Annotated in this window: 20 protein-coding genes and 1 tRNA gene; 12 read left to right on the top strand and 9 right to left on the bottom strand. The window is 61.6% G+C overall.

The annotated features are described in order from the left end of the window. Positions 1 to 237 precede the first annotated feature (237 nt). From J5289_RS07005 to cysN, 3 genes are all read left to right on the top strand, one after another. Positions 238 to 969, top strand: a complete 732-nt coding sequence (locus J5289_RS07005) for a phosphoadenylyl-sulfate reductase (protein ID WP_209183145.1) — start codon at positions 238 to 240, stop codon at positions 967 to 969. Positions 970 to 1,073: 104 nt separating this feature from the next. After that, complete coding sequence (gene cysD / locus J5289_RS07000) at positions 1,074 to 2,027, top strand: sulfate adenylyltransferase subunit CysD (protein ID WP_209206634.1); 954 nt, start codon at positions 1,074 to 1,076, stop codon at positions 2,025 to 2,027. 1 nt (position 2,028) lies between these two features. Further along, complete coding sequence (gene cysN, locus J5289_RS06995) at positions 2,029 to 3,513, top strand: sulfate adenylyltransferase subunit CysN (protein WP_209184070.1); 1,485 nt, start codon at positions 2,029 to 2,031, stop codon at positions 3,511 to 3,513. 42 nt (positions 3,514 to 3,555) lie between these two features. Here the strand turns inward: cysN and J5289_RS06990 are convergent, their stop codons facing one another. Beyond that, on the bottom strand, positions 3,556 to 4,581 hold the full coding sequence (locus J5289_RS06990) for a LacI family DNA-binding transcriptional regulator (RefSeq protein WP_209183143.1): 1,026 nt from the start codon (positions 4,579 to 4,581) through the stop codon (positions 3,556 to 3,558). A 288-nt stretch (positions 4,582 to 4,869) separates the two neighbouring features. Here J5289_RS06990 and J5289_RS06985 point away from each other — a divergent pair, with 288 nt between their 5' ends. The 5 genes from J5289_RS06985 (at position 4,870) to J5289_RS06965 (ending at position 9,373) form a co-directional block, all read left to right on the top strand. Further along, positions 4,870 to 5,238, top strand: coding sequence for a hypothetical protein (locus J5289_RS06985; RefSeq protein WP_247749010.1), 369 nt, complete (start codon positions 4,870 to 4,872; stop codon positions 5,236 to 5,238). A 211-nt stretch (positions 5,239 to 5,449) separates the two neighbouring features. Next, positions 5,450 to 6,934, top strand: coding sequence for an esterase-like activity of phytase family protein (locus tag J5289_RS06980; RefSeq protein ID WP_209187355.1), 1,485 nt, complete (start codon positions 5,450 to 5,452; stop codon positions 6,932 to 6,934). Positions 6,935 to 7,099: 165 nt separating this feature from the next. Next, positions 7,100 to 7,176, top strand: a tRNA-Pro gene (locus J5289_RS06975). Positions 7,177 to 7,594: 418 nt separating this feature from the next. Then, complete coding sequence (locus J5289_RS06970) at positions 7,595 to 8,602, top strand: Atu2307/SP_0267 family LLM class monooxygenase (protein WP_209183141.1); 1,008 nt, start codon at positions 7,595 to 7,597, stop codon at positions 8,600 to 8,602. Positions 8,603 to 8,851: 249 nt separating this feature from the next. After that, a complete protein-coding gene (locus J5289_RS06965; RefSeq protein ID WP_209183140.1) occupies positions 8,852 to 9,373 on the top strand; it encodes an isoprenylcysteine carboxylmethyltransferase family protein in 522 nt (173 codons plus the stop codon). Positions 9,374 to 9,520: 147 nt separating this feature from the next. On the opposite strand, the gene J5289_RS06960 is transcribed toward J5289_RS06965, so the two are convergent. From J5289_RS06960 to J5289_RS06925, 8 genes are all read right to left on the bottom strand, one after another. Further along, positions 9,521 to 10,009: a cupin domain-containing protein gene (locus tag J5289_RS06960; RefSeq protein WP_209183139.1), complete on the bottom strand. Its 489-nt coding sequence runs from the start codon at positions 10,007 to 10,009 to the stop codon at positions 9,521 to 9,523. Between the two features lie 274 nt (positions 10,010 to 10,283). Further along, positions 10,284 to 11,363 carry an IS630 family transposase gene (locus tag J5289_RS06955; protein WP_111223089.1) on the bottom strand — a complete coding sequence of 360 codons (1,080 nt, stop codon included), beginning with the start codon at positions 11,361 to 11,363 and terminating at the stop codon, positions 10,284 to 10,286. A gap of 297 nt (positions 11,364 to 11,660) precedes the next feature. Continuing rightward, on the bottom strand, positions 11,661 to 12,236 hold the full coding sequence (locus J5289_RS06950; protein WP_209183138.1) for an NADPH-dependent FMN reductase: 576 nt from the start codon (positions 12,234 to 12,236) through the stop codon (positions 11,661 to 11,663). A 35-nt stretch (positions 12,237 to 12,271) separates the two neighbouring features. Further along, on the bottom strand, positions 12,272 to 13,222 hold the full coding sequence (locus J5289_RS06945) for a LysR substrate-binding domain-containing protein (protein ID WP_257625420.1): 951 nt from the start codon (positions 13,220 to 13,222) through the stop codon (positions 12,272 to 12,274). A 52-nt stretch (positions 13,223 to 13,274) separates the two neighbouring features. Beyond that, complete coding sequence (locus J5289_RS06940) at positions 13,275 to 13,721, bottom strand: SRPBCC family protein (RefSeq protein WP_209183137.1); 447 nt, start codon at positions 13,719 to 13,721, stop codon at positions 13,275 to 13,277. Then, positions 13,718 to 14,461 carry an SDR family oxidoreductase gene (locus tag J5289_RS06935; RefSeq protein WP_209183136.1) on the bottom strand — a complete coding sequence of 248 codons (744 nt, stop codon included), beginning with the start codon at positions 14,459 to 14,461 and terminating at the stop codon, positions 13,718 to 13,720. Before J5289_RS06935 ends, J5289_RS06940 begins: the two co-directional genes overlap by 4 nt. Positions 14,462 to 14,510: 49 nt before the next feature. Beyond that, entirely contained in the window at positions 14,511 to 15,362 is an 852-nt protein-coding gene (locus J5289_RS06930; protein WP_209206651.1) for an oxidoreductase, read from the bottom strand. Positions 15,363 to 15,407: 45 nt separating this feature from the next. Then, positions 15,408 to 16,973: a GMC family oxidoreductase gene (locus J5289_RS06925; protein ID WP_209206654.1), complete on the bottom strand. Its 1,566-nt coding sequence runs from the start codon at positions 16,971 to 16,973 to the stop codon at positions 15,408 to 15,410. A 658-nt stretch (positions 16,974 to 17,631) separates the two neighbouring features. On the opposite strand from J5289_RS06925, the gene J5289_RS06920 reads away from it, so the two are divergent. The 4 genes from J5289_RS06920 to J5289_RS06905 all read left to right on the top strand — a co-directional run bounded on the left by J5289_RS06920 (position 17,632) and on the right by J5289_RS06905 (position 21,865). Then, positions 17,632 to 18,687 (top strand): LacI family DNA-binding transcriptional regulator, encoded by a 1,056-nt coding sequence (locus tag J5289_RS06920; protein WP_257623369.1) that lies wholly within the window; start codon positions 17,632 to 17,634, stop codon positions 18,685 to 18,687. 47 nt (positions 18,688 to 18,734) lie between these two features. After that, positions 18,735 to 19,985: a sugar ABC transporter substrate-binding protein gene (locus tag J5289_RS06915; RefSeq protein WP_209183133.1), complete on the top strand. Its 1,251-nt coding sequence runs from the start codon at positions 18,735 to 18,737 to the stop codon at positions 19,983 to 19,985. A 66-nt stretch (positions 19,986 to 20,051) separates the two neighbouring features. Next, the gene (locus J5289_RS06910) at positions 20,052 to 20,987 is read left to right on the top strand and encodes a carbohydrate ABC transporter permease (protein WP_209183132.1); all 936 of its coding nucleotides are present in this window, start codon (positions 20,052 to 20,054) and stop codon (positions 20,985 to 20,987) included. A 2-nt stretch (positions 20,988 to 20,989) separates the two neighbouring features. Next, complete coding sequence (locus J5289_RS06905) at positions 20,990 to 21,865, top strand: carbohydrate ABC transporter permease (RefSeq protein WP_209184067.1); 876 nt, start codon at positions 20,990 to 20,992, stop codon at positions 21,863 to 21,865. Positions 21,866 to 21,889 lie beyond the last annotated feature (24 nt).

The raw sequence follows: 21,889 nt of genomic DNA, 5'->3' as shown, positions 1-21,889 counted from the left end.
CAGCAGAAATCAGTTTGACATCCGGCGATTAACTCTACTAGATTGGTAGATATAAGCGCTGTTCTTGCTGACAGCGCCAGCCCGAGAGGCGCCGGTTGCGGCAAAAGCGGTTGCTTTTGCGCTGCGTAGGCCGTTGTGAGAGATATTTGCTCACACCGAAGCGTTTAAGAAATCCCATTCCTGTCTTTTTCGGTCATCGTCTGCGATGCTGCGTGCACTTTCAGACAAGGTTTTCCGATGACTGCCATCAATTCCATCGAAGATACGGAAACATTGAACGCTGCGCTGGCAGGTCTCGACCTTGCCGGCCGACTGTCGCTGGCTGCCAGCCTCGGCCGCGCGGTCTTCACCACCAGCCTCGGCATCGAGGATCAGGTGATCACCGCCGAGATCGGCACGCACCGTTTTCCAATCGACGTCTCGACGCTGCAGACGGGCCGGCTGTTTGCAGAAACACTGGCGCTCATCGACGAGACAGAAAGCCGCTACGACATTTCGATCCAACGCTTCGAGCCCGAACAAGCCGACATCGACGCCTTTGCGGCGCGCTACGGGATCAATGGTTTCTATGAGAGCGTCGAGGCACGGCATGCCTGCTGCGGCGTGCGCAAGGTGCTGCCGCTTGCCCGCGCGCTCGCCGGCGCGACGATCTGGGTCACTGGCCTTCGACGCGGCCAGTCGGCCAACCGGTCGGATACGCCGTTTGCCGAGTACGATGCAGAACGGCACCTGCTGAAAATCAACCCGCTCGCCGATTGGGATATCGATCGCATCCGCGCCTATGTCGTCGACAATGCCGTGCCGATCAACCCGCTGCATGCACGCGGTTACCCATCGATCGGCTGCGAGCCCTGTACCCGCGCCATCAAGCCAGGCGAGCCGGAACGCGCCGGCCGCTGGTGGTGGGAAAACGACGAAACGCGCGAATGCGGCCTGCATGTTTCCGAGGATCCTGTCGTTTCCGCTTGAACCTTCCCCCGCGTCTCTGCAAATTCCAATCGCGACTTGCGAGACGCAATTCCCTTTTATGCCGGCCCAACCTGCGGCCGGAGACGACAGAGTTGGAGTAGACAATGGCCGACAGCCGTCCGGATACGGAACTGCACAATCCGCAGAGCGTAAAGCCGCCGCTCGATCCGCACCTGAAAGCGCTGGAAAACGAATCCATCCATATCTTCCGGGAAGTGGCGGCTGAGTTCGAACGGCCGGTCATGCTCTATTCGGTCGGCAAGGATTCGTCGGTGCTCCTGCATCTGGCGTGCAAGGCCTTCTATCCCGGCCGCGTCCCCTTCCCGCTGCTGCACGTCAACACCGGCTGGAAGTTTTCCGAGATGATCGCCTTTCGCGACAACATCGCGAAGACCTACGATCTCGACCTGATCGAGCATATCAATCCGCGCGGCGCTGCCGAGGGCATCACCCCCTTCACCCACGGCTCGTCCGCCTTTACCGACATCATGAAGACGCAAGGCCTGCGCCAGGCGCTCGACGCCGGCAAGTTCGATGCTGCCTTTGGCGGCGCACGACGTGACGAAGAGGCAAGCCGCGCCAAGGAGCGTATCTACTCGTTCCGCACCCCCGATCATCGATGGGACCCGCGCAACCAGCGTCCAGAGCTCTGGAACATCTACAACGGCATGATCCGCCAGGGTGAGAGCGTGCGCGCCTTTCCGCTGTCGAACTGGACCGAGGTCGACATCTGGCGGTATATCCAGGCCGAGGAGATTCCGCTGGTGCCGCTCTACTACGCCAAGAAGCGCTCCTTCGTGGAGCGCGACGGGATGATGATCCTCGCCGAGGATCCGCGGCTGGAGCTTTTGCCCGGCGAAGTCCGCCAGGAAGGCATGATCCGTTTCCGCACGCTTGGCGACTTCCCGCTGACCGGCGCCATCCGGTCGGAGGCGACCACCCTTGACGAGGTGATCGGCGAACTCGAAATTGCAACGGTTTCCGAACGGCAGGGACGCGCGATCGATCGCGACCAGTCCGGCTCCATGGAAAAGAAGAAGCGTGAAGGATATTTCTGAGATGACTGTCGCCAGTGCCGCAAACGTCGTCCATCTCGCCCCGGCCGAGCCTTTGAAAGCCGTGCGCGACACCCGCCCGCTGCGTCTCATCACCTGCGGCAGCGTCGACGATGGCAAGTCCACGCTGATCGGCCGCCTGCTCTGGGACACCAAGGCCATCAAGGAAGACCAGGCCGCAACGCTGCGCCGGGACTCCACCGGCAAGCAGAACGACCTCGGGCTGCCCGATTTCGCGCTCTTGCTGGACGGATTGCAGGCCGAGCGCGAACAGGGCATCACCATCGATGTCGCCTATCGCTACTTTGCGACCGACAACCGCTCCTTCATCGTCGCCGACACGCCCGGCCACGAACAGTATACCCGCAACATGGCGACGGGGGCCTCGACGGCCGATCTCGCCATCCTGCTGATCGATGCCCGCGTCGGCATTCTGGAGCAGACGCGCCGCCACGCGACGATTGCCTCGCTGCTCGGCATCAAGCAGTTCGTGCTGGCGATCAACAAGATCGACCTCACCAACTACGATCGCGCCGGCTTCGACAAGATCGCCCATGATTTCAAGGAATTCGCCGCGACGCTCGGCGTCCGGCAGATCACCACGATCCCGATGTCAGCGCTGAAGGGCGAAAACGTTGTCTATTCCGGCGCGGCATCCATGCCGTGGTACACCGGCCCGACGCTGGTCGAGGCGCTGGAACTGGCGACGGTTCGCTCGTCGCAGGCGGTCGGCTTCCGGATGTCCGTGCAGCGTGTGTCGCGGCCCGGCGAAAGCTTTCGCGGCTATCAGGGCACCGTTGCCGGCGGCTCGGTAAAACCCGGCGACAGCGTGATGATCCTGCCGTCCGGCATGGTCGCCAACGTCGCCAAGATCGTCACCTTCGACCTGGTGCGCAATGCGGCGGTGGCGGGAGATGCGATCACCCTAGTTCTCGACCGGCAGGTGGACGTGTCGCGCGGCGACATGATCGTTGCCATCGACCACCAGCCGCAGGTCGGCCTTTCCTTCGATGCGCAGATCGTCGCGCTGCAGCCGGAAGGCATTCACTCCGGCAAGCGCTACTGGCTGAAGAGCGGCAGCCGCCGCCAGCGGGTGCAGGTGCTCCCCGTCAGCCAGCTGGAACTGGTCAGCGGAGCCTGGAACCCCGCCAAGGCCCTGCCGATGAACGCCATCGGCAAGGTCCAGCTGATCTTCGACGAGCTGGCGATCTTCGATCCCTACGAGCAGAGCCGCTCGACGGGTGCGTTCATCCTGATCGATGCCGACACCAACAACACGGTGGCCGGCGGCATGATCTCCGGCAAGCGCGCCGACCTCGGCGCCTACGATCCGGACCAGACGCGCGTGCTCCTGTCCCTGCCGGCAGACCTTGCCGAACAGATCATGGCAAGCGACCTCTTCGCCAGCCGTCGGGACGAGGCAAAAATCCGCCGGATGACTGCGTCAGAGGCAGCCGATCTCTGGTCTGACGCAGCAAGCGACATCTGATAGAACTGCACAAGGCAGGTGGCGCGCCCCTGACCTCACCCCTTACCGCGTCGTTCCACGCACGAGCAGCTTGAAGCCCAGCTTGCGCCGGCTGGCCACTTCCCCCCCGCCTATCGCCTGGATCAGCAAGTCGGCGGCCTCGAAACCGAGTTCGAAGCGCGGGATATCGACGGTCGTGATGGCCGGATGGGAGGAGGCTGCGAATTCGAGATTGTTGATGCCGCAGATGCCGAGATCGCCGGGCACGCTGATGCCGCGACGCTGGCATTCGAACAGCACGCCGAGCGCCAGATCGTCGTTCTGGCAGAGCACCGCATCGACATCGGGCGCCCGCGCCAGAAGCTCTGAGAACAACCGGCAACCGAGGGCCACGCTGGTCGGTTCATCCTCCATGAGCATCAGGTCCGGATCGTGGATGCCTGCTGCCTGCAGCACGTTTTCGTAACCCTGCCGTCGCCGGTTCGACCGGACATCGAGGTAGCCGCCGAGCAAGCCGATGCGGCGATAACCGGCGGACACAAGATGACGCGTGGCTGCCTCGCCGACGGCCTCGTGGTCGATGGCCGCAGCCATGGGCTCTTCGGGCTTCTGGCTGTGATCGATGATGTAGGATACCGGGCAGGTCGCCGAAATAACGGTCGGGGCAATCCGCTCGCAGCATTCGGTGCCGACGAGAAGGATGCCGGCCGGGTTCTGCGTCAGGAGGTTGCGGATCTGGCCCGTCTCCTCGCCGCCGCTGTACACCGTATTGGCATATTGCGTGTGCAGGCCGGTGTTGCGCACGCGGGCTTCGATGCCACTCATGACATCGGAGAGGATCTGGCTGTTGATCGCCGGGGCAAGAACCGCGATGATGCCGCTATGTCGGCCGGCGAGTGCCCGTGCGGCCAGATCGGGCACATAGCCCATGTCATCGATGACCCGGAGGATGTTTTCGCGCAATTCTGCGGAGACCTTATCGGGTGCACGCAACACACGGGACACGGTGATGGGGCTCACACCCACCTTCTGCGCCACGTCCCTGAGCCTGACCCGGGTCCGCTTGTTCCGCCTGGTGCCTGGCTCCATTCCAACGCTGTCCTGCAACGACGCTCCTGACCTCGTGATCCCGACCTTGCGGCCGTACCTTGCACTCACGCTCGGCTTACCTTTTTCTCTACGAAGCCTGACGGGGGTGGATCACCCTGAGGCGGCGCAAGATCCGAAGCATGGCGGAATTCCGCCCGCAGAATGGCTCAACATCCTATATTTGTTTCGACATTTATATCGCGCGTACACAATTTGTGTGACCCGAAAGGGCTGATATAGCGGTGCCGATGCTAGTCTTGCCTCAAGTCGCTGATATATCCTCTCCTCATGGACACCAATCGCGTTTTGAAATTCAGCGTCTGGATTTATATCGCAGCCCTCGTCGCGCTGACGCTGGCGCATGTGAATTGGCAGGCCGAGATTGGCAATCCTTTCAACATCTACCACATCGTCGCGCTGTGCATCGCAGGCTGCCTCGCACGACTGGCCTACCCGGACTCACCATCCTTTGCCTTCCTGATGATGATCGCCACCGTCAGTGCGCTCGGTCTGGCCCATGTGCTGACCATCGGCAATGACGGTCGCCCGTTCGACATCATCGTCAACATGGCGAGCGGCATGTGGGGCGTTGCCCTTGGCGCGGTCATCGACAGGACGCGCCTACCTTCGGTCTTCCGCCGCAGCGCCACGGACTGAGCGACTGGTATCTGCGGCCGCGCCATCGCGCTTGCAGAACAATCCGCATGGGTTGTGATATCAACATTCCAAAACCTGTCATCCAGCTATCATGTTGCCGCCATAAACCGTCCCCAGACGGTGGCGGGGCTTTGTCGGTCTCTTGAAAAAGACAGCTCCATCTCCGAAGCCGCAACCGATGCGGTGCCGATCATTGATGGAGGATATTGCGATGAAGACCCCGGTATTGAAGACGATCCTGCTTTCGACAGCCCTCCTGACGGCCTTTGCCGTGGCTCCGGGCCGCGCCGACGATACCGCGCCGGCCGCTGGCCAGACCCTCGTCAACAAGGGCCTCGTCGGTATCGGCCGCATTCCCGCCAGCCAGCGGGATTCGTTCGGCGAGACATTCGGCTCCGGCTCCGGCATGGCGATAGACCCCGCCACCTGGACGCGCACGGCCGAGGGCTACAAGGGCAAGCTCTGGCTGCTGCCGGACCGGGGATACAATGTCAGCGGCACGACGGATTACCGGCCCCGCCTCAATACCATCGACATCCAGATGACGCCGACTGCGCCGGGTGCCGCCCCTGCCTCGGGCAAGGAACAATCCGGCGTGGTAGCGACGCTCGCCAGCACCATGCTTCTGAAAGACGACAAGGGCGCCGACATGACCGGCCTCGATCCGTCAGCCGGTGTGCGGCCGGCAAGCGCAACGCTGCCGATGCTGCCGCAGGCGTCCAACGGCAAGATCTCCCTCGACAACGAGGCCATCGCCCGCCTTGCCGACGGCTCGATGCTGATCAGCGACGAATACGGCCCGAACATCTATCATTTCTCGGCAGACGGCCGGCTCGTCTCGGCAACGCAGCCGCCGGCAGCGCTGATCCCGATGCGTGACGGCAAGCCGAATTTCGCCTCGAACAATCCCGGCCCGGGCGAAAAGGCACCGGAACCCAAGGATCCGCAGACCGGACGGCAGAACAATCAGGGCCTCGAAGGCATGGCGATGACGCCGGATGGCAAGACTGTCATCGCCGTGCTGCAATCAGCCACGCGCCAGGATGGCGGCGACAGCAGCAGCACGCGCCAGAACACGCGCGCCCTCTTCTATGACGCGAGCGATGTCGACCATCTGAAACTGGTGCACGAATATGTCGTGCCGCTGCCCGTCTTCACCGATGCCAAGGGCAAGACCGTGGTGGCCGCCCAGAGCGAGATCGTCGCGCTGTCGCCGACCACATTTCTGATGCTCGCCCGCGACAGCAACAACGGCTATGGCGTCAAGGGCGACAAGTCGCTGCACCGCGCCATCGACCTCGTGGATGTCTCCGCCGCCACCGATATCGCCGGCACCGCCTTCGACGCCGACAAGCCGGTGGCACCGAAAGGCGTGCTCGACCCGTCCGTCACGCCGGCCAAGCGCACGCCGTTCATCGACCTCAACGACGAGGCGCAGCTTGCCCGCTTCGGTCTCCACAACGGCGCACCGAACGACCGCAACAACCTCTCTGAAAAATGGGAAGCCATGTCGCTCGCCAGCGTCCTCGACCCGAAACTCCCCGACGATTACTTCCTGTTTGTCGCCAACGATAACGACTTCCTGACACAGGACGGCTACCAGGTCGGAGCCGCCTACAAGGGCGAAGGCGGCGCCGATGTCGACACGATGTTCCAGGTCTTCCAGGTCACTCTGCCGGGCCTCGCAAAGAAGTAGCCACCTGCCAGGGTGGGCCCATATCGCGCCCACCCTGCCCCTCGCACAAAGCGATGTCGTGCCTGTTGCCGAGCGCCAAATCGGCCTGACCATCCAAAAAACAGCGCCCCGAAGATTCGGCCTTGTCTAACCAAAACGGCTGGTTTAAGTAAGCGCCACTGGTCACGGAGTGTAGCGCAGTCTGGTAGCGCACCACGTTCGGGACGTGGGGGTCGAGTGTTCGAATCACTCCACTCCGACCAGTTTGATTTTAAATGTTTTTTCCCGAATTTTTCTAGGCGTTTTGACCCTTAGATGCTGGTTCCGACAGTCATTATTTTTGCAGTCGGTGTACTAGACCTTTTCGGCAAATTGGCTTCCTAAATCACGCTGGGCTTTGTTCAAGGCTGTTTCCAGGAGGCGGTTTTGGCTTGCGGCGGCCTTGCCCGCAGAGCGTGGGAGGAAGTCGCGGCCTGCGCGCGATAATCGACAATACTTAAAGGGCATGCTGCATGTTCGAGGTCGGATCCCCCTGGCGCGACATGCATGAACGCTATCGGGAAATCGCCTGCGTCCGATGTGTTGGACGGTGCGTCCCGGCGGTCGCCCTTCCGATGGCGGGTGTCATCGCCTAAGATCGCTTCTCCAATCCATCGACGTTGCGCATGAAGGGACTACATCTTGGAAATCGGAATTGACAGTTTTGCCGCGACCGTCCCTGGCGTCGGCGATATGGACCGTATGGGGTTCCTGCTCGACGAGATCGTGATGGCCGATACGGCAGGACTGGACGTGTTCGGCATTGGCGAGCACCACCGCAGCGACTATCTCGACAGTGCACCTGCCGTGATCCTTGCCGCAGCCGCGGCCCGGACGAAATCCATCCGCCTGACGAGCGCGGTGACGGTGCTCGGCGCCGCCGACCCTGTCCGCGTCTTCCAGGAGTTTGCGACACTGGACCTGATTTCCCGGGGACGGGCAGAAATCGTCGTGGGCCGGGGATCCTCGATCGAGGCCTATCCGCTGTTCGGTCTTGACCTCAGGGATTACGACGCACTGTCGGAAGAAAAGCTGGAGCTGCTGCTTGCCCTGCGCGACGAGACGAATGTGACGTGGTCCGGCCGTTTCCGTGCTCCGCTTGACGGCCAGGGTGTCTACCCACGACCTGCGCAGAAAAAGATGCCGATATGGCTTGGAGTGGGTGGCACGCCGCAATCCTTCGTTCGAGCCGGCCTGCTGGGCCTTCCGCTGATGGTTGCAATCATCGGCGGCGAGTTCAGGCGGTTTCGACCGCTGGTCGACCTTTACCGGGAGGCCGGAGCGCGCGCCGGGCACACCGCCGAAACACTGCGCGTCGGTATTCATGCCCTTGGCTTCGTGGGAGAATCCCAGCGCGAGGCGGAGGATCGGTTCTTCCCCGGATGGCAGGCGATGTTCACCAAGATCGGCCTCGAGCGGGGCTGGCCACCGTCGACCCGCGCCCAGTTCGACAACCTGGTTCGTCCCGGTGGAGCGTTCCTCGTCGGTGATCCCGATGCGGTGGCGACCAAGATCCGGCAGACATCCGAGGAACTGGGTGGCATCGACCGCCTGACGTTCCAGATGAGTTCTGCAGCGAGCGACCAGCCGGCGATGCTGCGGTCGATCGAACTGCTCGGTCGCGAGGTCAAACCGCGCCTGTCCACTTGAACGACAGGTGTCCCGTCACCCGACACATTGACGACCCGGCGCGCGATCAAGCCGCGGCAATACGCAGCCGTGGGCTTGAAGGTTTATAACGTCATCCTGCCCCCCACCAACATTCGGCTCACACTGCGTATCATTGCCGGGCGACCGTGCCTTCTCATGCAGACGGCTTGAGGCAGGCCTTCGGGCAGCGACCACCGGTTTCGCCGGTGTTGCGTTCATCGGCAAGACGCTCAATTGAAAGGATTTCATATGCCCCTGGGTCTCATCATTTTCTGCATGGTTGCGGTTGCCTTCCGTGTCGCCATGCTCGTCGTATCGCTTCGCCACGAGGCGGCGTTGAAGCGAGAGGGTGCCGTGGAGATCGGTGCGCGCAATACAGCGATCCTGGCGCTCGCACACATCGCCTTCTATATCAGCGCCATGACAGAAGGTGCCTTCCAGGCGCACCCCATTGACGCCGCCTTCTGGATTGGCGTCATTCTGTATACGATCGGGGTCGTAGCGCTGGTGGTCGTGGTCCGGCTGCTCGGCCCCCTCTGGACGGTGAAGCTCCTGATTGCCCGTGAGCACGTTTTGGTCACCCATGCGCTGTTCCGGTGGGTGCGACATCCGAATTACTTCCTGAATATCCTGCCGGAGTTGATCGGCTTCGCTCTGCTCATGAACGCTCCCCTCACCCTGGCTGCCGGCCTGCCGTTTTACGCCATCCCGCTGATCATCCGCATCGTCCAGGAGGAAGCGGCAATGAGATCGCGGTTTTCGGCGTATTGAGGTCGGGGGACGGGCGCGCCGACCATGTGCTTCAGAGCGTGAGCTCAAAAGCGGACATCAAAACCCATGCGGGGTCGATTGGTGCCGTGCCTGTCAAAACCCGAAAGCTTGCCAGGCACGAATGCCCGGCAAGCTCTCGGAGCGACTTCAGGAAGGAAGGCCCGCCGGCGGTTCCAGAACTGTAATCCCGTACTGGGCCGCCAATTCGAGAAGCGCTCCCATCCCTTCAGGCGAAGGTGGCGGCAATATCGGCACCACTCCGTTGTGAACCGGAATGCCCGCTCGTGCGACAAAGGAATCGAAGCCACCCGGCGTCGTCACGAGGAGACCTCGGGCGGGAAGCGTACCCGTATTTCGCAACCTGTGCGGGACGCCGCGCGGGGCGAAATACGACTGGCCCGCTTCCAGCCGGAAGTTGACGTCCCCGACCGTCACGTCCAGCGCGCCCTCCAGGAGTGTCATGCTCTCGTCTTCGTCGCGATGAACGTGGAGACCGCCGTCGCCCTCGGGCGGCATCGTCCCCTCGATCATTGTAAACTGCCCACCCGTGTCCTCGCTTGTGAGGAGCACGCGCATGACGACGCCAAGGAACAGGTAGGCATCGGGTTTTTCGCGATGCACGTATGTCGGTTTCATATTCATATCCTCGGTGATTATGGGGCAATTCCGGCCCCGGGTTCGGTTTTGAAAGGCAGCTGGTTATTCCGCTGGAGCTTGCTTAATTCTCCAAGAACTCGACGACCCGCGCGTTTCGCAACAGGCATCGGTGCCCCTTGAGAAAGACGTCGAGGCTCAGACCCCCTGGACTGATGAGCGCGGCATAGAGAAATCCGCCGCAAGCACTTTGCCGCAGGCCTTCGACCGGGTTCCGCGACCCGGCTGCTTCCAGCCATTGCTGTAGATCTTGCCGCTAGTGGATGGAATCTAACGCTTGGTGCCCGCGTTTAACGGCGGCGATGATTTTGTCGGGATCGGCGGTCCAAGTGAAGGGCTTTGGCTTTTTGTTGTGCTCAACGAGGAAACGGTTGATGGCGGCCTGGAGATCGACGACGGAATGGAAAACGCCGCGTTTCAGACGCCGCTTCGACAGCCTGGCGAAGAAACCCTCCACCGCGTTGAGCCATGAGCTTGAAGTCGGAGTGAAGTGGAAGGTGAAACGCTCGTGACGGTCGAGCCAGGCTCTCACCTTGGGATGCTTGTGGGCAGCATAGTTGTCGAGGATGACGTGGACGGCCTTGTCGTCCGGCACCTGGGCGTTAATGGCGTTGAGGAAGCGGATGAACTCCTGATGACGATGACGCTGCATGTTGCGGCCGATGACGGTGCCGTCGAGCACGTTGAGGGCGGCAAACAGCGTGGTTGTGCCGTGCCGCTTGTAGTCGTGGGTCATGGTGCCGAGCCGACCCTTCTTCATCGGCAGGCCCGGCTGGGTGCGGTCGAGCGCCTGGATTTGGCTTTTCTCATCGACCGACAACACGACGGCGTGGGCTGGCGGATCAACATAGAGGCCGACAACGTCTCGCAGCTTGTCGACGAATTTCGGGTCGTTGGACAATTTGAACTGCCGCCACCGATGAGGTGCGAGGCCATGCGCTTTCCAGATACGCCTGACTGCGCTGGCGCTGATGCCGGCGGCCGTCGCCATCATGTCGGCCGTCCAGTGCGTCGTCTCGCCCGGCGGATCAGCCAGCGTCAGGGCCACCACACGCTCGGCGACATCGGGTCCGAGCCGCACAATACGCGACGGCCGCGTCTTGTCGCGCAGGAGACCCTCGACGCCTTCTGTGGCGAAGCGCTCTTGCCAGCGCCATACGCAGGTCTTCGATTTGCCGGTCTGGCGCATAATCTCGACAGTCCCGACGCCATCGGCACTCAGCAGGATGATCTCGGCCCGCCAGACGTGCTTTTGGGGCGCATTGCGATCCCTGGTCAAGGCCATTAGGCGTTGGTGATCTGTTGGCGAAACGGTGAACGATATTCCTGTGCGCATGCGCCAGACTCGCATGCCAACCCAGCAAATGGAATCCCATACGGGACTCTTATGTCAGGCGGTAACCACTAGAGGGATCGACGGGCTTTAGCATGCACCGTTGGGTTATGTGCCTGATCATCCATTTCAAAGCTGATGGCCCGATCTCTCAATTTGGATCGGTCTCTCTCAGTTAAAGAAATCTGACGGAATGATTAGCCTGCCTATCCAAGACGGTATGTCCGAGGAGATGAACGATCAAAGCCCTCGTTCCGATGACCGCGGCAAGACAGACATCTTAAAGTTTCATGAAGGTGATTAAATGCTGGTCTTTGTACCTTCAGAGAAGTGCGCGAATGCGGCAATCTGCTTTGACAGGTGCTGGCGCGTCTCTTCATCGGTGAGCTCGGGCGGCTCTCCATCGACCTTGCCGGGGACATGCCCGATCATCACCTCCGGCTTGTTGAGTACGGCTGCATCCAGATACACAAGGATTTGTCGGAGATGGTACTGGGCGCGGACGCCGCCCAGCATGCCGCGTGACGCCGTCTGGATCGCCACTGGCTTGCCCGCAAACGGCTGGTTCGGGAGACGCGAAAGCCAGTCCAGAGCGTTCTTGAGAGCGCCGGGGACGGAGTAGTTGTACTCCGGCGTGACGATGATGACGCCATCGGCCAGACGGATCGTGTCGCCCATGGCCATCACATCGGCCGGGAACCCCGTCTTCTCCAAATCCTCGTCATAGAGCGGAAACGAACCGATCGAACCAAGCGCTGCGATCGTCACACCGTCGGGGGACAAGGACGGCAGGGCGCGTGCGATGGCGGCATTGTAGGAGCCATGACGCAGGCTTCCGAGAAGAGTCACGAAGTGCAGCGACTTGGACTGGGACATGAGGGCTCCGACTGAGATTGCTGACAAATGGCGAACTATGGTGAGCCGGGATCCGGGTTGACCACTTTGGGCAGCTCGATGATGAGGTAATCTAGAAACGCACGCACCGATGGCAGCACATAATCCCGGAAAGGCAATACCGCCGTGATGACCGCCTTGCCCGCCAGCCATTCCGGCATCACCCTTTGCAGCTTTCCCTCGAGCAATTCCTCCCGACAAATGTACCCCGGAAGCGCCGTGATGCCGATCCCGTCCGCCGCCGCCTGTTTCAGCATCATCAGGTCATTGCCCGCCATCCGGGGTCGGACCGCAAGCGAGCGATCGCCCATCAAGGGATGGCTGAGCTTCCAGACGGTCGCCTGCCCGGGACGATACATCGCCAGAAGGTCATGCTCCAAAAGATCGTCCGGCGTGATCGGCTCACCGCGATGCTGGAGATAGCTGGGAGCCGCGAAGATGAACCAGGGTGCCGGAGACAATGTACGCTGCACCAGGGCCGAGTCGGTCATTTGTCCCTCGTGGGCCCGGATCGCCAGGTCGAAGGCGCCGCCGATGATGTCGGTCTGCTCGTCGCCCGTGTGCTGGACGAGCTGGATCTTGGGATGATCGATCGCAAACTGCGGTATGATATGGCGCAGGACATACATGGAGGTCGCGATCGCCGTGGTAAACTTGACGACCCCCGTCGGCTCATCCAGCCTTTGGCGAACCGAATTTTCCGCCATTTCTGCGCTCTGGAGCATGACAAGCGCGTGGCGATAGAATGAGGAACCCGCCTCGGTCAGAGTCTGCGCCCGTGACGTTCGGTTGACCAGCCGCACACCCAGGCCTGCCTCGAGCTGCTGGAGCCGATGGCTCAGGGTCGACTTCGGAATACCCGTGCTACGGCTTGCAGCTGTCAGCCCTCCGCTGTCGACAACCTGAACGAAGTAGCGGACGTCATTCAGGTCAAGCACTAGACAGTCCTTCAGCAGGTTGACGGACATCCCGCCAAGACCCGTGTTCGAGAGCCCCATTCTAGAGAGACCACAACCAGCATTAGAGAGACGCTCTCACCAGAGCAACCCCCAAATGACGGGCAAGACCTTCAGATGCCGACGCAAACGCTGAAAGATTGATGCCCTGGATCACATTCGAATCCACCCCGTCGGCCGGAATGAACGACGCCTCGAACCGGATGTTCGTCTCGTCTTCAGATTTGCCTGCAACGACAAGGATCTGGTTTGTCTGCTCGGTAACGGGGATGGGGAATGTCACCATCTGGTAGGTGAGATGACGGGCATCGTCGTCACATTTGATCATCCGCTCGCGGACAAGCGTTCCGTCGGCCGTGATCAGCTCCCTTTCGCCCTTGCCCACCAGACGGCTCTCGCAGGCAATGGGGTTCCACGACGCAACCGTTGCGAAATCGCGGACTACAGCCCAGATCCGCTCCGGGCTTGTGCCGATGGTGGCGGTGTAGACGGCGACATAGCTCTTGCTCATACCCTCGCTCCACCGTTCGCCAGGATGTGTTGCCCGGTCAGCCAGCGCGCCTGATCGGAGGCAAGGAAGGCGACGACATCGGCGATTTCGTCGGGCTCGCCAAGGCGTCCGAGCGGCGAACCGGCAGCAATACGGTCACGCTCTTCCTGCGGCGCATCCTTGATGAACTCCGTGTTGGTCGCCCCGGGCATGACCGAGTTGACCGTGATCGCACGATGGCCGAGCTCAATCGCAAGGACCTCCACAATCAGCTTCGATCCGGCCTTCGAAGCCGCATGCAGCCCCATCCCCTGTGCCGTGAACGCGGTTGTCGATGTCGAAATATCGATGATCCGTCCGCCGTTGCGTACGCGCTTGGCCGCTTCCTGAAGCACGAAGAACGAACCCTTGGCGTTCAGTCCGAAGATCCGATCGAAATCCTCCTCCCTGACGTCAACGACTGCCACGCCGATGAACGGTAGTCCTGCATTGGCGACGACGATGTCGAGGCCACCGAAGGCAGCATCGACCTCCGAAAACAATCGGCCGATGTCTGCCGTGTTGGCAACGTCCGCCTGGAAGGCGCGCGCCACGCCGCCGGCCTCCTCGACCGCCCGAACCGCGTCCGCCGCTTCCTCGGGACGGCTGCGATAGTTGATCGCCACTGTCGCGCCTTCGCGTCCGAGACGCTCGCCGATCGCCCGGCCGATGCCACGCGATGCACCGGTGATCAGCGCCACCTTGCCTTTTAGGGATGTCATGGGAATGCTCCTGGGTGAAGTCGAGTGATCGGCGAGACGTTCTGTTTGGTTATTTCGGGAACACGACCGATACACTGACTTCGCGCCAGGCATCGATATCGCTCTTCATCGACGCCATCTTGCGTTCCATGACCGCGACCGCGTCTTCTCCAAGGGCTAGATGCAGCGGCGGATTTTCGGAAGCGACGAGCTTAAGGATTGCCTCGGCACCGCGCTGGGGATCGTTCGGCTGCTTGCCGGCGATCTGGTCCATGAAGCCACGGAATTTGCCGACCGGATTGTCCTCATAGGCGGCAATCGTCTGGCCGACATGCTTCAGCGATGACGAGGCGAAGTTGGTGCGGAAAATGCCCAGCGTCAGGATCGTCACCTTGATGCCGAACGGCGCGACCTCTTGCGCCAAAGCCTCGTTCATGATGTCGACCGCAGCCTTTGCCGCAGAGTACACCCCAAGCCCGGCAAAGCCCGTAAACCCGCCGACGGCGGATGCGGCGACGATGTGACCGGTTCTTGCAGCCCGCATGATCGGCAGTGCCGCCCGCAAGACATTGAGCTGGCCGAAGAAGTTGGTGTCGAACACCGCCTTCGCCTCGGTCTCGCTGGTCTCCTCGACCGCGCCCAGCATCCCCCATCCGGCATTGTTGACGAGGACGTCGATCCGGCCACCGAACAGGGTGGCCGCCTCAGCGAGCCCGGCATCCACGGAAGCAACATCGGTGACGTCGAGGACGACGGCAGACGAGCGGCCCGGTGCGACAGCCTCAAACTCGGCCTTGTTGGCGGCCTTGCGAACCGTGCCAACGACATGATCGCCTTGCGCCAGCGCGGCTTCGGCAAGGGTGCGGCCAAGGCCCGACGATACGCCGGTGATCAGCCAGTTCCTGGATGTTGTCTGCGACATGGGAGGCGTCCTTCTGAGGGGGTCTGAAACGGAGGAAAATCGGAGCTAGGCGAGGATGTGGGCGGCGATCCGCTCGGCTACCATGATGGTGGTGACGTTGGTTGGAACCGATGGAATGTCCGGCAGGATGGAGGCATCGACGACACGAAGGCCTTGGAACCCGCGCACGCGCCCGAAGGCATCGACGACTGCGGTGTCGTCTGTGTCCGGCCCCATCGGGACCGTCGATGTCGGGTGCTGGTAGGCCGCGATATTGGCGACGATGTTGGCGCGCAGGTCCGCGTCGCTCTGGACGCCAACCCCCGGTGCCATCTCGTGGTCAACCATGCCTGTGAAGGGCGCGGTTCTGCCGATCTCGCGGGAGAGTCTGACCGCCTCCACCATCCTGTCGAGATCGCTGGGATCGTCGAAGAAATTGTAGTGAATGCGCGGCGCGATGTGCGGATCGCGCGACGTCAGATGGAAGGAGCCAATGGACCGTGGTAGGGTTACGGCGGCGGCAAGAACGATCGCTCCACCGGTGGCGCTGATCTTCGGGTCGATGAAGTGCGTGGCGGACACCGGAAGATCGAGTTCGCCGCCGACCGACGACGATGAGCCCGTCCAGACAAGCGCGCCGGCCGCAGGTCTCATGGCCTTTTCCGAAGCCTTCAGGGCGTAGACATTGTAGAAGAACGGATGGTCCTGGAGACGTGCGCCCACCGGCAGATCCGCCAGCACCGGGATTTCCAGAGCACGCAGATCGCTGGCCGGACCGATGCCGGAGCGAAGTAGAATGGCCGGACTTCCGAACGCCCCGCCCGAAAGGATGATTTCGCCTGCTGTGAGGACTTCTCCCGAGACCAACCGAACTCCGGTGGCGCGATGACCGCTGAAGACAAGGTTGTCCACTTCGGACCCGCTGCGGATCGCAAGGTTCGGACGGGCACGGACCTCGGCCGTCAGATAGACGATGCCCGTGTTCATCCGCATTTCGTCGATGACGTTCAGCGGGTATGCCCCTGCCCCGTCCGCAGCGTCGCTGTTGAAATCCTGCACATCGGCAAGGCCAAGGTGGCGGGCGGCCTGGACGAACGCTCTCGACGACGGCGTCAGTTCGCTAAGGATGCGCTGCCTGATCGGGAAAGGACCGGATCGACCGTGCACGGCGCTGTCGCCGGTCGGGGTGTTCTCCAGCGCCTTGAACGCGGCAGACACTTCATTCCAGGACCATCCCTTAATTCCACGCGCTGCCCAGCGCGCAAAATCTGACGGTCGTGCCCGCATGGCGACAGTACCGTTGACTGCCGAGCTGCCGCCGACGACCCGGCCGCGCGGCAGCGGAATATCATGGCCGAGCCTCTCCTTGTCGTCGCTGTGGTAGTGCCAGTCGAAATCGGGCGTACCGACAGTGCCGGCGTCGGTCAGGCTTTTCGGGTAGCCCGTCGGTGTGAAGCTGGGGCCTGCCTCCAGCAACAGCACGTGACGATTGGCATCGGCACTGAGCCGTGTCGCAAGCACGGATCCCGCAGATCCGGCTCCGACGATGATGACGTCGACCGGTCGCGAGCCTGCCCGGGCAGCACCCCCGCCGATTACTACGGCAGCCGTTGCCTTGCCACCTTCACCCATGAAACGTCTCCGCGTCATTGCCATTGCTCAAATCGTCCTCGGCCGATGCCCGTCGGCGCTTGCAACGCCACTTCACTCCGGTGTCAGGGAAGTAGCGAATGCCCGCGCGCGCCAACAGCGGCCTGGTCCCGGAAGCTAAGTTCAACAGCATGGACGATCGTATCAGCCATGGATGTGTGGCCCACGCGCCAACCGGCGCAGCCCCAACGGTGGTCGACGTAGCGAGACACGTTACCGGACGGCAAAATCTTCGGGACATTCTGGCAACGCATGTCCGCGGACAGACTGGATCATACGAACAGGCCAGCTATTTCGATCCGAAGGATAACCGCGCTCAAGACGCTTCGTTTGACATAGCCGCAACCCAATGCATCCGAGGGCATGGCTACACAAGTTGGATGAAATCTCCACAGATGTCGCCTCGTATCTTTCCGAAAAGCGGCAATTCGTTTGCGGTGCGTTTCTTGTGCAACCATTGCTCCGGCATAGGCGCGTCTGGCAACGCCAAGATTGCTCGAAGGTTTTAATCCCGTACGTCATGAAGAACGAGAAAAAGCGCTTGACCAAAGATGAGAAAACGGTTTTTCTGTAATGAGCAAACGGTTTTTCATTCCAGATATGTTGATGTCCGGTGGTATTGAACGAAAATAGCAAAGGCGTGGCAGTGTTGTCCGGCGACAGGACAGAGGTCGCCGCGCGCATCACGATCAAAGACGTTGCGCTTGCTGCGAACGTATCGGTTTCCACTGCATCCAAGGCCCTAAACGAGCGCGGCCGGATGACGGTCGAGACCCGGAAACGCATACAGGATATCGCGCAGAAGATGGGTTTTCGCCCGAACGCCATGGCGCGCGCGCTCGTTCACCAGCGCTCATTCACCCTTGGCCTTCTCACCAATGACACATACGGTCGCTTTACCCTCCCAATTGCCGCCGGCCTGTCGTCCGCGATGGCAGATCGTGGAGTGTCGGTCTTTCTGTGTGCCATTGACGACGATCCGGAGCGCGTGCGGCTCAATCTGGAAGCGATGGAGGACAAGCGCGTCGACGGGCTGGTGGTTTCCGGAAAGCGTATCGACCGTGTGCTGCCGGTCGATCTTCCTGCCGTTCACATGCCTGTCGTCTACGTCAATGCGGCCTGTCCTCCAGGCGCCATCGGTTTTGTCCCCGACGACGAGGGAGGCGCGCATGCGGCCGTCGCCCATCTCGTCAGCCTCGGTCGCACTCGCATTGCGCATGTGACGGGTCCGCGCAGCTTTGGCGCCGTCGGCCTGCGCGAACAGGGTTGGTTGAGGGCACTTTCCGAAGCGGCGCTCCCCTGCTTCGGCCCGGCGCTGTCCGGCGAATGGTCCGAACGCTTTGGCTACGAAAGCGGACAGCTGCTCGTTGCAAAGCCAGTGTCTGATCGGCCCGATGCCGTGTTTTGCGGCAACGACCAGATCGCCCGCGGGCTGATCGACGCCTTGACGCTTGCGGGTGTCAGGGTGCCGGAGGACATCGCCGTCGTCGGCTTCGACAACTGGGAGATTTTTGCAACGGCCACGCGTCCGCCGCTGACGACAGTCGATATGGCCCTCAAGGAGTTGGGGCGCCAGGCTGGCGTCACGCTACTTGATCTCATTGACGGCAAGCCCGTGGAGGCCGGGCAGCGCCGTCTTCCGTGCCGCTTGAAGGTGCGTCAATCGTGCGGTTCGGAGGAGCCGTCGACTGAATAGGATTTAACCGCACCCGAAGCCGGGTGCAAAACTGGGAGGGGAATGAAATGAAGAAATGGATATTGGGGTTCAGCGGCCTTGTGGCAGCGTCGCTCGCTATGCCGCTATCCGCCAGCGCGGATACTTTCACGCTTTGGACGCGGTCCGACAGCTCGACCTTCATGCCGAAGCTCGTCGATGCATTCAACAACAGCCAGAAGGAGCATCACGCGGATCTGCAGATCGTGCCGGTCAATGAACTCGTGCAAAAATACGCCGTGGCAGCGGCCGGCGGGACGGCACCTGATGCCCTATCGCTCGACCTGATCTACACGCCCGCCTTTGCCGCGGCCGGTCAATTGGAGGATTTGACCGATTTTGCAAAGTCCCTGCCCTATTTCAACGCTCTGTCGAAGGCGCACATTTCAGTCGGGACCTACAACGACCGCATCTATGGCGTGCCGTTCTCCGCTGATGGCTCGGTGCTCATCTGGAACAAGAAGTTGTTCAAGCAGGCTGGTCTCGATCCCGACAAGGGGCCGGCGACTTGGGCGGAAATCCGTAGCGATGCGGAAAAGGTCAATGCCCTCGGGGGAGATATCAAAGGCTTCTACTTCTCCGGCAACTGCGGCGGCTGCAATATCTTCACCTTCACGCCGCTCATATGGGCGTCGGGCGGCGACATCTTCTCCGCCGATGGCCGCAAGGTTACGCTGGATACGCCTCAGATGCGGGATGCGATCGCCTTCTATCAGGGCATGGCAAGAGACAAGCTCATTCCGGCAGGCGCACAAACGGACACGGGGGCGAATTTCTTCTCTGCCTTCGCCACCGGCAAGATCGGCATCACGCCGTCCGGTTCCTTCGCCATCGGCGCGCTCAATTCGCAAAGTCCAGATCTCGAATACGGCGTCGCCCCCCTTCCGGGCAAGGACGGCGGCTCCTCCTCCTTTGCCGGCGGCGACAATTTTGTCGTCTCCAAGGGGACCAAGAAAATGGAGGCGGTGAAGGCGTTCCTCGAGTTCTCCTATTCGCTCGACGGCCAGAAGCTGCTTGCCCGCAACGGTTCGCTGCCGATCCGTAGCGATATCGCCAAGGAAGCGCTGGCAGGCCTCGATTCACGCTATCTGATTGCTGCCGACGCGATGGCCAAGGGCCGGACGCCCTATTCCACTGTGTTTAACGATCTGATCAACTCCGCCAACGGCCCATGGATCACCATGCTGAACACGGCCTTCTTCGGTGGACCGGATGCGATCGAACCGGCGATCCAGGCCGCGCAGAGCGCCATGCAGTCGATCGTCGACACCGCGCCCTGAAGGCTCGATCCTGAAAGGCGGAGCCGTGAGGCTCCGCTGCATGGATATCAGCGGAGGACCAGACCGATGTCAGTCAATACTCTGGCGACGCCAAGCGGCGCGCCCAATGCCTCTCTGCGTCCTCGGCGCAAGCCGCGTCGCGACTGGATGGGACTTCTCTACGTGGCTCCGGCGCTGGCGCTGGTCCTCGTCTTCTTTCTCGTGCCTCTTGGCATGACCGCCTGGATGTCGCTGCACAACTGGCCGCTGATCGGCGTGCCGCGCTGGATCGGCTTTGCCAACTACAAGGCGCTCTGGAACGACATCAACTTCTGGAACGCGCTCGCCTTCACCATCCGCTACACCATCGCAGCCACGATCGGCCTTCTGCTGGTCGGCTTTGCGCTGGCCCTCCTGGTGGAAAAGCCACGACCGTTCGCCGGCTTCTATCGTACCGCGTTTTTTCTGCCGGTGGTGATCGGTTTCGCCTCGGCGAGCCTATTGTGGAGCTGGTTGTCGAATGTCGACAGCGGACTGTTTTCCCCTTTGGCCGAGGCGCTGGGGCTCACGGATGGCCGCGTGAACCTTCTCGCCACCTTTGCACCCGCCTTCTGGTCGGTCACCGCCATGGTGATCTGGAAGATGGCGGGCTTCTACATGGTCATCCTGATGAGCGGACTGCACTCCATTCCGGCCGACTTCACGGAGGCCGCCCGGATCGACGGCGCGAACGCGCTTCAGCGGTTCCGCTTCATTACGCTGCCGCTGGTGCGCCGTCCCTTTGCCCTTGCACTCATTTTGTGCGTGTCCGGCTCCATGCTCGCCTTCGACCAATTCTACATCATTCTTGCCGGCGGACCGCAGAACAAGACGATCACCGCAGTTTACTGGATTTTCAGCCAGTCCTTCGTGTCCTTCCGTCTCGGTTATGGTGCGGCGCTGTCGATGGTGCTGCTTGCCATTTTGGTGGTGCTGAGCGTGATCCAGCTGCGACTGCTGGGTGACAGGGAGACCGCGCGATGACGATGACCGCAACGCTTCACGCAATAAAGCTTGCGCCGGCACGCAGACGCGGCAATGCCTGGCTTTACGGAGTCCTGTTTCACACCACCTGCCTGCTCGTTGCACTGTTGTTTCTGGCGCCGATTGCGCTTGTCCTGCTGGCATCGTTCCGACCGCCCGCCATGGCGGGAAATGGGCTGCTTTCGATCCAGGGACTTGGCTTTGGCAACTACGGGAGACTGGAGGATTTCGGCGCCGGCATCCTGCATTACGCCGGCAACAGCCTTTTCGTCGCCGTCGCCACGGCGTTGCTCACCGTCGTGGTCTCGGTCTTTGCCGGTTACGGATTTTCGCGCTTCCGCTTTCCGTTCAAGGCGGTGGCCTTCGTTCTCATTCTGTCGACGATCATGGTGCCGTTTCAATCCATATTGACACCGCTGTTCCTGATCCTCGCCAAGCTCGGGCTGCAGAATACGCTGAGCGGTCTCGTCCTCATCTATGTCACGCTGCAGCTGCCTTTCTCGGTCTTCATGATGCGCAATGCCTTCGACGCAGTGCCCAAGGAGATCGAGGAGGCGGCGCGCATCGATGGCGTGAAGGGACTGCGGGCGCTGGTCTATGTCATGGGGCCGCTGGTGTTTCCGGGTGTCGTTTCGGTCGGCCTTTTCGCCTTCCTGAACGCCTGGAACGAATTCCTGGCAGCGCTGGTGCTGTTGACCGATCAGGACCGCTACACGCTTCCGGTGCTCGTTACGGCCGTGCGCTCCGGCCATTATGGCTCAGTCGACTGGGGCGCCGTGCAGGCGGGCGTTACCGTGATGATGATCCCCTGCCTGCTGCTCTTTCTCGCTCTCCAGCGCTACTACATCCGCGGCCTCACGGCCGGCGCGGTGAAATAGGCGCACACCAATCCAACAGAGGAC

Source organism: Rhizobium sp. B230/85 (assembly GCF_019355735.1).
In the GTDB taxonomy this organism is placed as follows: Bacteria; Pseudomonadota; Alphaproteobacteria; order Rhizobiales; family Rhizobiaceae; genus Rhizobium; species Rhizobium rhododendri.
This window is presented reverse-complemented; position numbering and strand designations above follow the sequence as displayed.